The following is a 13,169-nucleotide window of genomic DNA, read 5'->3' as shown; positions in this document are numbered from 1 at the left end:
ATATTTTTAATACTTTCCCTCTGTAATTCAGCTCATTGTATTGTTCCTAAGAAATCGATTCGACCTCCCTACTTCAGAATCACAAGCGATACTCGACTTTGAAGAATTAGACGCGTCTCAAAACTTACGTTAGAATGATGGATCCAGATACCAGGACCAGAGATCAGCTCATTTCAGCTTTGAAGGATCTCCAGGGGGAAAACGAACTGCTTGCCGCTCGGTTAAAGAATGACCTGGAAGCCGATCTCCTTTTTGAAGGTCTGGCCGGACAAATTCATGAATTGCTTCTTGTCCATGATGCAGCAGGAAAAATATTGAGAACCAACCCTCAGGCAGAGGAGCTGGGATATTCCCGGCAGGAATTTGCCGGGATGCATATAAATGAGATTTTAAAGGAGGTCAGGTTTTCAGAAGGAAGTATTAATGGCCAGTTTCTCCAGGCCGGAGCCCAAAGGGTTATGGAAGTAGAGGTCATTAAAAAAGATGGCAGCTTCCTGCGCGCAAATCTCTCCTGGCGCTGCACAAAAAATGAAAACTCTATGCTCTACATGCTCCTCCTGGAGGAAAAGATCCTCACGGTAAAGGTGGCAGAGCACAAGGGCCTTATGAGAATGGCAGGTGAAAAAGCAAGGCTGGGCGGCTGGAGCGTAGATCTCGAAAACAACAAGCTGTACTGGTCCGATGAGATTGCACGTATCCATGAAACTCCCGTAGGCCACGTTCCCGAAATTTCCGAAGCCATTAATTTTTATACCCCCGAGTGGCGGGAAAAGATATTAAAAGTTTTCTCCAGCTGTGTAGAGGAAGGTTTAGCCTATGACGAGGAAATGGAAATTAGAACCGCCAAAGGAAATCGCCTGTGGGTGAGGACCATTGGAGAACCTATTCGAAATGAAAATGATAAGATCGTAGGGGTTCATGGCGCTTTTCAAGATATATCTGACAGGAAAAAACTTGAAACCAGGTTACGGGAGAATGAATTTTTGTTAAGCAAAGCGCAGGAAATCGCGAACCTTGGTTCCTGGTCTCTTGATCTCAAGGAAAACAATCTCATTTGGAGTGATCAAATGTTCAAGATCACAGGAATAGAAAAGGAAGGATTCAACGGAAACTACCAGGCTTTTCTGGAAGTGGTACATCCCGAAGACAGGGAAAAGGTCGATGAGATCTACACAACTTCAGTAAAGGAATCGGCCCCGGGATATGAGATCGTGCACAGGATCATTCACCGTGTGACAGGAGAAACCCGATATCTTCTGGAGAAATGTCAGCATATAAAAGATAGATATGGAGAGATCATTTCCTCTATTGGCATGACTCACGATATTACCGAGCAAAAGCACGCTGCAGAAGCCCTTAAGTCTATAGGGGAAGAAAAGACAAACCTACTTAACAGGTATGAAGAGGCACAATGCACCGCCAAGATTGGAAGCTGGGAATGGGATCTCTCTTCACAGGAAGTGTGGTGGTCAAAGCAGCTGTATGATATTTTTGACCTGATTCCCGGCCAGTATGCTCCGTCGCTTGAGGGCAATGCTCTTTACGTGCATCCTGAAGACAGAGATTCTTACCACCAGGCGGCCTTTAAGAGTATAGAGGAAAAGACTGAACTCAACTATGATCTTAGGATCATTTCTGAAAAAGGAGTGATGAAACATTGCAACTCCCGGGCGCGGGTAGATTATGGCGCAGATGGTAAGGCTACGAGAATGTACGGTACTTTTTCTGATATTACCGGGAGGAAGAAAGCTGAATTAGAGGTGCTGAAAAGCAAAAAGGAACTGGAAGATTTCTTCGAAAATGATATTTCTGCCGATTATGTTTCTTCAGTTAACGGGGAAATCCTTAGCTATAACAAGACCTTTCTTGAATTTTTTGGGCTTGACAAAATTCCTGAAGGCAAGGGGATCACGATCACCAGTTTCTATAAACGGCCAGAAGATCGCCGTCTTTTGTTACAGGACGTGGAAAAGTTCAAAAAGGTAAAAAACAGGGAGCTTGAGTTTTTCATTGAGGGACAGGAAAAATACGCCCTGGTGAATGCCATTGGCATTTTTGAGGAGGGCGAACTAAAAAAAGTAAGAGGCTATATTGTTGATATAACAGCTCAGAAAAATGCTGAAGAAGAGCTAACAAAACTCTCTGTCGCCGTAGAGCAGAATCCCGTTGCCATGATCATTACAGACAGGGAAGCGCGAATCACCTACGTGAATCCTCAGACTACCCGCCTTACAGGCTACACTTTTGACGAGCTTCTTGGAGAAAATCCGCGCATCTTTAATTCGGGAGAAAACTCCAAAGCGCTTTACGCAGACCTGTGGAAGACGATCTCATCTGGCCGGGTGTGGCAGGGCGAACTGAGAAACAAGAAAAAGAACGACGAGCTTTACTGGGAGCATATTACTATTTCGCCAATAAGGAATAGTAAGGGAAGAACTACTTCCTACATCGCGGTAAAGGAGGACGTGACCAGGTTAAAGGAACTCACAGATGATCTCCTTGTCGCAAAGGAAAGAGCAGAGGAAAGCGACCGGTTGAAGACGGCCTTTCTTACAAATGTTAGCCATGAGATACGCACGCCCATGAACGGGATCCTTGGATTTGCCGAACTGCTTCGTGATCCACTCATTGCGGGAGAGCAGCAGCAGCACTATTTAAGAATGATCGAAGAAAGCGGGGAACGAATGCTGAATATCATCAATGATATCATTGATATTTCCAAGATCGAATCGGGGGAATTAAAAACGCTGATCTCTGAAGTGAACATCAATAGAACCCTGGAATTTGCATGTTCCTTCTTTGAACCCGAAGTTCAGAAAAAAGGTTTAAGGCTAAGCTGTCACTTCGCATCCAGAGGCGAGGACATCTGCATCATGACTGACGGGGAAAAGTTTAATGCCATTGTACTGAACCTGCTCAAAAATGCAGTGAAGTACACAGATCATGGGGAAATTGAGATAGGCTTTTCTCTGGAAGGAGACATGGTGAAATGCTATGTGAAAGATACAGGAATAGGAGTAGCACCAGATAAACGGGAGGCAATTTTTGACCGGTTCGTGCAGGCCGAAATCGTAGATAAGAAGGCACGGCAGGGCGCTGGTCTGGGCCTTTCCATTTGCAAGGCCTACGTAACCCTGCTTGGGGGAAATATCTGGGTAGCACCAAATGCTGCTGGAGACAGCGTTGAAAATGAAGGTTCTACCTTTTATTTCACCCTGCCCTATGAGGTGCCGCAATCTACAGAACCTGCTGCTGAAATTTTTCCTGATGCAGAGGAGCCGGAAGACTTCCCGAAGCTTAAGATCCTTATTGCCGAAGATGACAGGATCTCAAGCATCATTATTTCTAATTTTATCAAAGATCACTGTCGCGAGATCCTGCAGGCGAGAGATGGAAAAGCAGCTGTTGCTCTTGCTCTTGAACATGAGGACCTCGATCTGATCCTGATGGACGTGCAAATGCCCGAACTCAACGGACATCAGGCTACGCGTGAGATCAGGAAATTCAATAATGAAGTGGTGATTATTGCCCAGACCGCCTATACCCTCGCCGATGATGCTGAAAAAGCGCTCGCTGCAGGTTGCGATCATTATCTCTCAAAACCTGTGAGAAAACAGGAATTAATAGGCCTTATGCAAAAATGCTTCGGAGTGAGCCGCAAATAGAATTCAAGTCACAGAAGAGGTGTCAAAAATGTCTTTTTTGACACCTCTTCTATTTCGTTCCTTTCCTGAAACATGGAAGGAAGGCGCAATGTTAAAATCAATAGCTTTCGTTAGCAGTTATCGGGATATTTGTTCTTAAGAAATTCGACCGTAGATTTCATCAGAATTTTGAGCTGTTGCTGGTCAATATCCTCCAGTTTTTTGATGTAGATACAGGCCTTTCCCATTTTGAATTTTCCAAGATCTTTCAGCAGATCCTCCTGTCCGGCACAACCTGAATACACATAAAGGGAGATCGCGGCTTTTCTGGGAGAAAAGCCAAGCAGAGGCCAGTCGCCTTCCTGCCGACTCCTTTCCGACTTATAATGATATTGTCCAAACCCAATAATGGATTCTCCCCACATTCTGGGCTCACAGCCTGTGGTTTCTTTCATGAGTTCGATCAACTCGAAACTGTCCTTCTGCTTTTGCTCGGTAGTTGCAAAATCCATAATGAAATTGGAGACATCGGCATCATTTTGCCGGGTTTTAAGTGTAGACATAGCTGAATTCTTAGGTGATCATTTTATAAAACTGCTCCAGATTCAAGGAGTGCGCAGGATTTTTTCCATCTTTTTCCCTTTTGCCAGTTCATCTACCAGCTTGTCCAGAACCCGTACCTGCCTTGTTAGCGGATTTTCGATCTCCTCCACGCGATACCCGCAAATTACGCCCTTTACCTGGTCCATTGCCGGATTCAGTTTTGCTCTATCAAAAAAGTCCTTAAAACTGATTTTTTCAGCTATTAGCTGCTGCAACTGCTGTTCGTTAAAGCCAGTAAGCCACTCGATCACCTGCTGCAGCTCTTGTTCGGTTCTGTCTTTCTTTTCCACTTTGGTAACATAATGTGGATATACAGATGCGAAGCTCATGCTGGCAATACGCGCGTCCTGTTTAGATTGTTCCATAATTTCCTTATCTAAATTTTAATGGTCCTTCTGGTAAGATAACAGCTAAATTGAGATAGTTTGTCCTTACCTATACCTCTCAAAAAAAGGATTTCCTGAAGGAGATTTCTACTCGGTAGAATCCGGCAGGTCCACCTGTAGTCCTACATTTCCCGATACCAAAAAGACATGACAGCAGTCGGCACCTACTTTATATGCTTCAGAAACTATTTCCTGTCCATCGAGAATTCCGGTAAAAACGAGATCGAGTTGCTGCTGGGCAAATTCCGGAACGAACTTATCGCTAAAAAGCGGATAACTTCCATGTTGCTGCATCAGGGCAAAGGTCTGGGCATCGGGCGTGATGGTGATCTCCCGGTTCGTTCCTGCAATGAATACCTGGAAATCATCCAGCGCTACAGGATCACCTTCCGTATCAACGATCTTTACAACTATAGTACGATATTCTTCGGTACAAATTCCATCACACTCTTTGTCTCTAATGTCACAGGAATAAACACTAAAGAGCAGCAAGAAAAGACCCATAGCAGGCAGTGCTCCCCGGTGAGAGGCAGGCTTCCAAAATCTAAAGGCTTTACTAAAAAAGGTTTTCAGGCACTTAAACATTTATTAAAAATAGCAAATTTTGCCCGATTTAATACAGTATTAACGGGTTTCGAACTCATAAATAATACTTTGCGGCCGAACAATAAAAACGAAACATATGAAATTTAAAAGAAATTATCTTTTTATCCCCCTTTTTGCAATTTCCCTAGGATTTACAGCGTGTAGCGACGACGACGATAATATAGACCCAGATCCAATTCTTGACCCTACAGGTAGTTTGGCAGTAGAAGATCAAATGCTTGAAAGCAATATGTTGACTATCAATAATGTCTCCATGAGCGCCGATGGCTGGGTGGTGATCCACCGAGATAACGGCAGTGGAGGACCAATGGTACCCGAAATTATTTCTGTTCCTCAAATGGTAGAGGCAGGGGAGTCCATGGATGTGATGGTGCAACTTAAAGAAGGAGAGACTGTAGAAGATGGAGAAACTTTGTGGGCCATGTTACATACCGATGATGGGATCATTGGCACCTATGAGTTTAATGGCTCTAACGGCCTTGATGCTCCGATCATGGATGAGGCAGACAATGTAGTGACCCAGTCTTTTGAGGTGAGTGTTGCCCCAATGGGAACTTTGATGGTCGAAGACCAGGAGATGACAAATAATGTAGTTAATGTAGCTTCGGTGAGTTTTGACCGTGGCGGGTACGTGGTGATCCATGCTTCAAATGACGCAGGCGATGGCCCTATGGTACCAGAGATCATTTCTGAACCTGTTTATTTAGAGGCTGGAACTTATACAGATGTAGAAGTGCCGCTAACTTCATCTGCCAATGTTGAAGCCGGTGATACTGTGTGGGTGATGCTTCACACAGATACTGGAGAAGAAGAAACCTATGAATTTGACGGTGAGAACGGGCTGGATATGCCAATTACAGATGCCGACGGGAATGTAGTTGTAAAACCATTGACCATTACTTCAGTTACTGTAGTAGCGATCACTGGTTCCTTGTCTGTAGAAGACCAGGCGGTAACAGATAATCAACTGAATGTTGGATCTGTAGAGCTTTCAGAATCTGGATGGGTAGTAGTGCACGCTTCCAATGAAGCCGGAACCGGACCTATGGTACCAGAGATCATTTCTGAACCAATGTATCTTGAAGCCGGAACTCACGAAGATGTGATGGTGACTTTTACTGAAAGTGCCAATGTTGCTGTGAGCGATACCGTATGGGTAATGCTGCATAACGATACCGGAGTAGCCGAAATGTATGAATTCAACGGCATCAACGGGCTTGACCTTCCAATCATAGTAGATGGAAATATCGTTGTTACCTCTGTAGAAATTACTGAGTAATAGCAACAGTTAATATACTGCTGAAGGCTCCTTTTTAGGGGCCTTTTTTTTATCCCTATTTTGGCTGCAGAACTCTTTTCCTCCTGAAGAAAAGAGGGTGGTCTCAGAGCCCCGGCCTGTCAGCTTTGTATTTGTTCCTGTACGCCACGGGAGAGATGCCAGTGATCTTTTTAAAGGTATTCCTGAAAGATTTTTCGTCGGAATATCCAATGCCATACATCACCTCACTCACGTTTTCCCTGCTAACTTCCAGGCTGCGCTTTGCAGCCTCGACCTTCACCCGTTGTATATAGGTGGTGATGGTGTTGTGGGTCGCTTTCTTAAAGCGCCTTTCCAGGCTACGGCGGCTAACGGCAAATTTCTGCGCCAGCTCTTCTACCTGGATCTTCTCATTGTAATTGCGCTCTATGTAGTCCTGTGCCTTTTGCACTACAATATCTTCATGCGCTTTCTGTCCCTGGAACATGATAAAGGGGGACTGGCTAGCCTTATCGATATCTATCATAAAAGTCTTGGCGGTGAGAATAGCGATCTCCCGGCCAGCAAATTTTTCAACCAGGTAAAGCAGCAGGTTCAGATAGGAATAGGCGCCCCCACTGGTGTAAATGCCATGATCTTCGGTCATGATCTTGTCATCGACCAGGTCGATCTTCGGAAACATCCTCCTGAAATCATCGGCATGGATCCAATGGGTGGAACATTGCCTCCCGTCGAGCAGGCCGGTGGAGGCGAGAAAAAACGCTGCAATGCAAAAGCTTGCTATTTCAGCTCCATTTTTATACTGTTGTTGCAGCCAGGGCACGAATTCGCGGTTATCTGAAAATGCTGTTTCAAAAGCATCGTGAATTGCGGGAATAATAATAAGATCTGTATGAGCAATATCTCCTATAACCTTCTCGGGATGCACGGTGAACAAACCATTGGATTGTTCTGTAGGACTGGAGAGGCCTACCAATTCAACTTCAAAGAGTTCGGGTTTTCCTTGCTCCTTAAGAAAGGCATTTACCTGGTTAAGGATCTGGTGAGTTCCTACAATATTGACCAGGCTGGTGTGGCCTTTTGGAATTAGGATCGAGACGTGCTTTCGCATAAACTTCAGATAACAAGCAAATTATAAAATTACATTAAAAACTGTCGCAATCCCCCCTACAAGTTGGCGGAATTACCCCTAAGCTTTAAATACAAAATAAGGTAGCTTTACCTAAGCTGGAACTTCCGCAGCAGCCTGCACAATGATCTGGGCGTTCGGGAGGTACGTTAAGCCACTAAAATTCACCATATGAAAACAAGGAAACAGAACATTGTCCCCAATCTTTGGTTCGACAAGGAAGCAGAAGAGGCAGTAGCTTTTTATACCGGCCTTTTCGAAAATTCGGCAGTGAACAGTATTACAAGATATCCCGCGGTGGGGCAGGAGATACACGGGCAGGAAGCCGGGACAGTAATGACCGTGAATTTTGAGCTGGCGGGCTACCAGTTGCTGGCGCTCAATGGCGGGCCACATTTCCAGTTTAATCCTTCAATTTCTCTCTTTGTCTCCTGCAGAGACCAGGAGGAATTGCAGGAGCTGTGGAACAAGCTCCTTGCGGGAGGGCAGGCGCTGATGCCTTTAGATGCTTATGACTGGAGCTCTGGTTATGGCTGGCTTCAGGATCAATATGGGCTTAACTGGCAACTCATGATCGATGACAGCCGGCAGCAGCCCGTGCAAAAGATCTGTCCTCTGCTTTTCTTTACAGGAAAACAGCATGGCAAGGCAGAGCAGGCAGTAAATTTTTATGTCTCGGTCTTTGAAGATTCAAAGGTGGAAGGGATGCTGAAATATGAAAAGGAAGATAACAATGAATATGCTCTTGGCACAGTAAAACATGCGCAGTTCCAGCTTCGCGGAGAAACATTTATGGCTATGGATAGCGGGATAGCGATGGATCATCCCTTTAATGAGGCGGTGTCTTTTATTGTGCAATGCGAAAATCAACAGGAGATCGATACCTACTGGGAGCAGCTCACACAGGGCGGGGACCCGCAGGCGCAGCAATGTGGCTGGTTGAAAGATAAATTCGGGGTGTCCTGGCAGGTGGCGCCAATGGGGATGGAACAGCTTATGAATCATCCCGACAAGGAAAAGGCGAATCGGGCGATGGAAGCAATGCTGCAAATGAAAAAGCTGGACATAAAGGCCTTGCAGGGCTAACAGGTTAAGCGGAAGGTTTTTTAGCGGTTTGTCCCTGGTTTGTGAACAGGCGATGATGGCCAGAATGTTTTTTACATTGTTCAGCAGAAAAAAAATAAAGAGGATCGGATTTATCTCGCTCCTATTGATCATAAATCATTAATTTCAAAAAAAGAACCTATGAAGCGCAAACAGTATAAGGCAACAATTCATGCTCCGCGGGAGCGGGTGTGGGAAATTTTATGGGGAAACGAGTCCTATATGGCTTGGACTGCTGCCTTCTCTGAAGGCTCAAAAGTAGAAACCGACTGGCAGGAAGGAAGCAGAGTACTGTTTTTAAATGCCGAAAATGAAGGGATGGTGGCCAGGATCGAGGAAAAGCGGGAACCCGAAAAAATGGTGTTCAAGCACCTTGGTATGATCGATAAGAACGGAAATGAAGATTTTGAAAGCGAAAAAGTGAAAGCCTGGAGCGGGGCTGAAGAAATCTATATTTTAAAGGAGGAAGGGCATAATACTGAACTTCTGGTCAATATGGACCTCGATGAGGAATACGAATCTTACTTTGAAAATGCCTGGCCCAAAGCTTTTGAGGTGATCAAGGAGTTAGCAGAAGACAGGCAGGAGGAAAGTCAGAAGATATCTGTCAAGACGAGCATTCAGGCTCCTGTTTCAAGAGTGTGGGAATGCTGGACAGAGCCGGAGCATATTCGGCAATGGAATGCTGCAAGTCCAGACTGGCATTGTCCTGCTGCGAAAAACGATCTGCGAACCAATGGCAGGTTCAGCTATAGAATGGAAGCGAAGGATGGTACACATGGCTTTGATTTTGAAGGCGAATATGACAAGGTGGAAGCACAAAGACATATCGCCTATACGATGGATGACGGGCGCAAGACCGATGTTCATTTCATGGCTTACGGTGATATTACAGTAGTAGAAGAGATCTTTGATCCCGAAATGAGCAATCCGCTGGAAATGCAGCAAACCGGCTGGCAGGCGATCCTCGATAACTTTAAGGATCACGTGGAACAGCAGCAATCTTCTTAAACGCATTTTACTTCAGCGGGAGCGAGATCAACAAAATATTCCAGAAAGAGAGAAGTGCCTGATATACAGCACAAGGCCTGAATTATTCGGGTGTACCTTCCGAAGGGAACAAGTTGAAGAAAAGTAAAATTGTGAATATCTCCTGGCTTTAGAATTGAGCTACGCGTTCATAAAATGATATTTTTGGCAGCCTAAAAAAATATGATATGAGCGTAACTTGGTATGAATGTAAGGTGAAATACAGAAAAACACACGAGACGGGAGAGCAAAAGGTCACGACAGACACTTACCTGCTAGACGCGGTTTCCTACACAGAGGCAGAGGCCAGGATCAATGAAGAAATGGCAGCATATACGAACGAGGAATTCAGGATCACCAACATTAAGGTGGCAAATTTTTCGGAGGTACATCCTTTTGAAAACTCAGATCGCTGGTTCAAGTCCAAAGTTTCCCTGGTAGCCTTAGATGAGGAAAGCGGGAAGGAGAGAAAGACCAATATGTACCTGCTGGTGCAGGCGAATGATATTAAAGAAGCCTTTGAGAATACTACGCAAGTCATGGCCGATACTATGGGCGATTACAGTATTCCTGCCATAACAGAATCTCCAATTCTTGACGTTTTTCCATATTTCTCGGATGAAGTGGAAGAAGGAGAAGCAGCAGCAGCTATAGTTTCTGAAGAGACAGAGGTTTCGGAAGAAGCGGAGGTAGCCTAGTTCTTTCAGCTTTAAAAGCAACAGAAGAAAGGCTGCCTGGTGAGTGATTTTTCGTCAAGCTAAACTTGTTTCAGCTTCTTTTAGGATCCCGAAATAAATTCAGGATGACGTCTTAGAATGACTTTCCAGGCAGCCTCTTTTTTTGCGCGGCAGTAAACGAAGAAATTTAAAAATGTAGGATATTTTCCATTGTTGTGGATTTTTTCCTACTTTTCAGAAATTATTGCTATTTTTACCCTTTTTGGAGCCTTCATGAAAGATCAGTTATTTGCCGTTATAGATGTAGAGACCACCGGGGGAGGAATAAATGGAAACCGGCTCACCGAGATCTGCATCGTTTTGTTGCGCGGCGACGAGGTGATCGACAAGTACACCAGCCTTATCAATCCCGAAAAGGAAATTCCCCGGCAGATCACCGCTCTCACCGGGATCGATAATGAAATGGTAGCCACGGCCCCTAAGTTTCATGAGGTAGCTAAAAAGATAGAGGAGTTTACCCGCGGTGCTATTTTTGTCGCCCATAATGTAAATTTTGACTACAATGTGCTGCGGAATGAATTCCGGGAACTGGGATTTGAGTACAGCCGCAGAAAGCTTTGTACTGTGCGTCTCTCCCGAAAACTTATCCCTGGATTATTTTCCTACAGTCTTGGCAGGCTGTGTGATTCCATTAATATTCCGCTGGTCAACCGGCACCGGGCAGAAGGGGATACAGATGCTACGGTGATCCTTTTTCAGCGGCTGTTGTCATTGGATGAAGATTACAGGGTGATCAATTCTTTTTTGCACGCCCGCTCCCGGCAGGCCACTTTACCGCCGCATATTGATGCCGAACAGATCCACAATTTACCCGAAAGCGCAGGTATTTATCTCTTTAAGGATAGAAAGCACAAGGTGATCTATGCGGGGAAAGCTATTGATATAAAGAAACGGGTTGTTTCCCATTTCTATGATCGAATGAGCAAGGAATATGAGCTGGGACAGGAAACTTTTTATATAGATCATGAGACCACTGGCAGTGAACTGGTTGCCCTGCTCCTGGAAGCGGAATGTATTAGGAAGTATTATCCGCGGTTCAACAGGGCACAAAAAAGGCCGGGCCCGGTATATCAGATCGTGAGTTATATGAATCAACGCGGCGTACTGCAACTGGCGCTGGAAAAGACGAGTAAGCAGAGGGAGTCGATAGGAACCTTTTACAGTCGGGCGCTGGCCCAGGAGAAGCTGGAATTTTTGTGTCGGGAATTTAAGCTCTGTCCGAAATATTGCAGCTTGCAGGCCAATGTTGAGGTATGTTCTCATTATGAGATCCAGACCTGTGAAGGAATTTGTGGCGACAATGAACCGGTAAAAACCTATAATAAAAAAGTCAATAAGGCCATTGCTTCCCTTACCGAGGAATCCTCCACTTTTGTGATACGCGAGAAAGGCAGGCATTTCGAGGAGGAGGCATTTGTACTGGTAAGAGAAGGCCAATACCAGGGTTTTGGGTTTATTGATTCTGAAGCCCGGGGGAGCAGGCTGGAAGATTATGAACCATTCCTGAAAAGACAGGTGGCTACTTACCATACCCATAAGATCTTAAGCAATTATCTGCGGAAAAAAGGAGATCCAAATGTGACATTTTACGAACCTGAAATAGAGGAAGTTTCCAGGGCTGTAAACCGGGCAGAAAAGAACGCAGCGGTCATGGCGAGCCACGGCACGCTTTCCCTTTTCTAACCGCCAGCCACGGCAGATCTTGTTTTGACCCTATTTGTGCTATTCCACATAAATTTCAGAAGTTGCCGAAACGAGAGGTGTCAAAAATGGCATTTTTGAAGGCTATTGTTTTCAGGTTTCCCGAAGGAAAATCAGCTGAAATTTTTCAGATTGCTTCCCGAGAAATTAATTGAGTCCCGGGGAGATAATGCCGTTGGTAAGGCATTTGGCCACCAGTTCGGTGGTATTGGTGCAGTCGCTTTTCCGAAGGATGTTCTTTCTGTGAGTCTTGATGGTGTGGGGAGAGAGGTTGAATTCTGCCGCGATCTGTTCAGCATTTAATCCGCGGGAAAATCGCTTTACGATCTGTTTTTCTCTTTCCGTAAGTAGCTCTGCGAGGTCGAGCCCTGGATCTTCAGTGGCTTCGGCGATGAATTCTCCTTTAGAAATGTCGACGTTGTAGTAGCTTTTTCCGCCGTTCATATGAACGAAAGACACTGCGTTGGTACTGCTTACCTTGAGGTGAGACACATCGGAGTGAATGCAGAAAACATGTTCGGGAGTACCGTTTTCCAGAACGCTTAACGGAAAAGCCTGGTAGAGCATAGTTCGAATTTCGCCCTCGCGATCCTTCAGCCGGTAAGTGAACATATTCTTGTAATGCAGCACCTCCTCTTTGGCGACAAAGGAAGTGTAGAAATGACTGTTCACCCTGCTTTTGAGACTAATGCTCTGGTGTTCTTCAGGAATCACTGTTTGCAAAAGATCCTGCATGGTTATTTTTTCCGGATCTTTAGCTATGAAATTTTTGGCGGTAGCAGAGACATATTCCAGGTTAAAATTGTGAAGATTCACGATATAGAAATAGGAGTTACCCGGAGCGAAGAGAGAAGCGAATCTTATAAAATCAGCAGAAACCTCGAATTTTCGGTATTCTTTTACCTTCTGGGAATATCTTTCATTCCAGTATTTTGAGATCTCGTTGAAATCATTTTGCATAGGGAGGCCTGT

The 13,169-nt window shown here is 45.0% G+C and carries 11 protein-coding genes; 6 read left to right on the top strand and 5 right to left on the bottom strand.

Going from position 1 to position 13,169, the window contains the following annotated elements:
• The first annotated feature begins 134 nt into the window (after nt 1–134).
• On the top strand, nt 135–3,665 hold the full coding sequence (locus HC175_RS05995; RefSeq protein WP_168137587.1) for a PAS domain S-box protein: 3,531 nt from the start codon (nt 135–137) through the stop codon (nt 3,663–3,665).
• A 110-nt stretch (nt 3,666–3,775) separates the two neighbouring features.
• Here HC175_RS05995 and HC175_RS05990 read toward each other — a convergent pair whose 3' ends face one another.
• From HC175_RS05990 to HC175_RS05980, 3 genes are all read right to left on the bottom strand, one after another.
• Nucleotides 3,776–4,207, bottom strand: a complete 432-nt coding sequence (locus tag HC175_RS05990) for a DUF1801 domain-containing protein (RefSeq protein WP_168137586.1) — start codon at nt 4,205–4,207, stop codon at nt 3,776–3,778.
• Between the two features lie 42 nt (nt 4,208–4,249).
• A complete protein-coding gene (locus tag HC175_RS05985; RefSeq protein ID WP_168137585.1) occupies nt 4,250–4,612 on the bottom strand; it encodes a DUF2200 domain-containing protein in 363 nt (120 codons plus the stop codon).
• A gap of 108 nt (nt 4,613–4,720) precedes the next feature.
• A complete protein-coding gene (locus HC175_RS05980; RefSeq protein WP_168137584.1) occupies nt 4,721–5,137 on the bottom strand; it encodes a hypothetical protein in 417 nt (138 codons plus the stop codon).
• A 178-nt stretch (nt 5,138–5,315) separates the two neighbouring features.
• Between HC175_RS05980 and HC175_RS05975 the strand changes: the two genes are divergently transcribed.
• On the top strand, nt 5,316–6,518 hold the full coding sequence (locus tag HC175_RS05975; RefSeq protein ID WP_168137583.1) for a DUF7282 domain-containing protein: 1,203 nt from the start codon (nt 5,316–5,318) through the stop codon (nt 6,516–6,518).
• Between the two features lie 103 nt (nt 6,519–6,621).
• Here the strand turns inward: HC175_RS05975 and HC175_RS05970 are convergent, their stop codons facing one another.
• Complete coding sequence (locus HC175_RS05970) at nt 6,622–7,608, bottom strand: GlxA family transcriptional regulator (RefSeq protein WP_168137582.1); 987 nt, start codon at nt 7,606–7,608, stop codon at nt 6,622–6,624.
• 189 nt (nt 7,609–7,797) lie between these two features.
• Here HC175_RS05970 and HC175_RS05965 point away from each other — a divergent pair, with 189 nt between their 5' ends.
• The 4 genes from HC175_RS05965 (at nt 7,798) to HC175_RS05950 (ending at nt 12,179) form a co-directional block, all read left to right on the top strand.
• The gene (locus HC175_RS05965; RefSeq protein ID WP_168137581.1) at nt 7,798–8,712 is read left to right on the top strand and encodes a VOC family protein; all 915 of its coding nucleotides are present in this window, start codon (nt 7,798–7,800) and stop codon (nt 8,710–8,712) included.
• Nucleotides 8,713–8,871: 159 nt separating this feature from the next.
• Nucleotides 8,872–9,741: an SRPBCC domain-containing protein gene (locus tag HC175_RS24145; RefSeq protein ID WP_235942535.1), complete on the top strand. Its 870-nt coding sequence runs from the start codon at nt 8,872–8,874 to the stop codon at nt 9,739–9,741.
• Between the two features lie 206 nt (nt 9,742–9,947).
• The gene (locus HC175_RS05955; RefSeq protein WP_168137580.1) at nt 9,948–10,457 is read left to right on the top strand and encodes a DUF4494 domain-containing protein; all 510 of its coding nucleotides are present in this window, start codon (nt 9,948–9,950) and stop codon (nt 10,455–10,457) included.
• 252 nt (nt 10,458–10,709) lie between these two features.
• Nucleotides 10,710–12,179 carry an exonuclease domain-containing protein gene (locus HC175_RS05950; RefSeq protein WP_168137579.1) on the top strand — a complete coding sequence of 490 codons (1,470 nt, stop codon included), beginning with the start codon at nt 10,710–10,712 and terminating at the stop codon, nt 12,177–12,179.
• A gap of 165 nt (nt 12,180–12,344) precedes the next feature.
• On the opposite strand, the gene HC175_RS05945 is transcribed toward HC175_RS05950, so the two are convergent.
• Entirely contained in the window at nt 12,345–13,157 is an 813-nt protein-coding gene (locus tag HC175_RS05945) for a LuxR C-terminal-related transcriptional regulator (protein WP_168137578.1), read from the bottom strand.
• Nucleotides 13,158–13,169 lie beyond the last annotated feature (12 nt).

The organism is Salinimicrobium oceani, from assembly GCF_012037645.1.
Note: the sequence above shows the minus strand (reverse complement) of the source record. Positions and strands in the feature narration are given on the sequence as shown.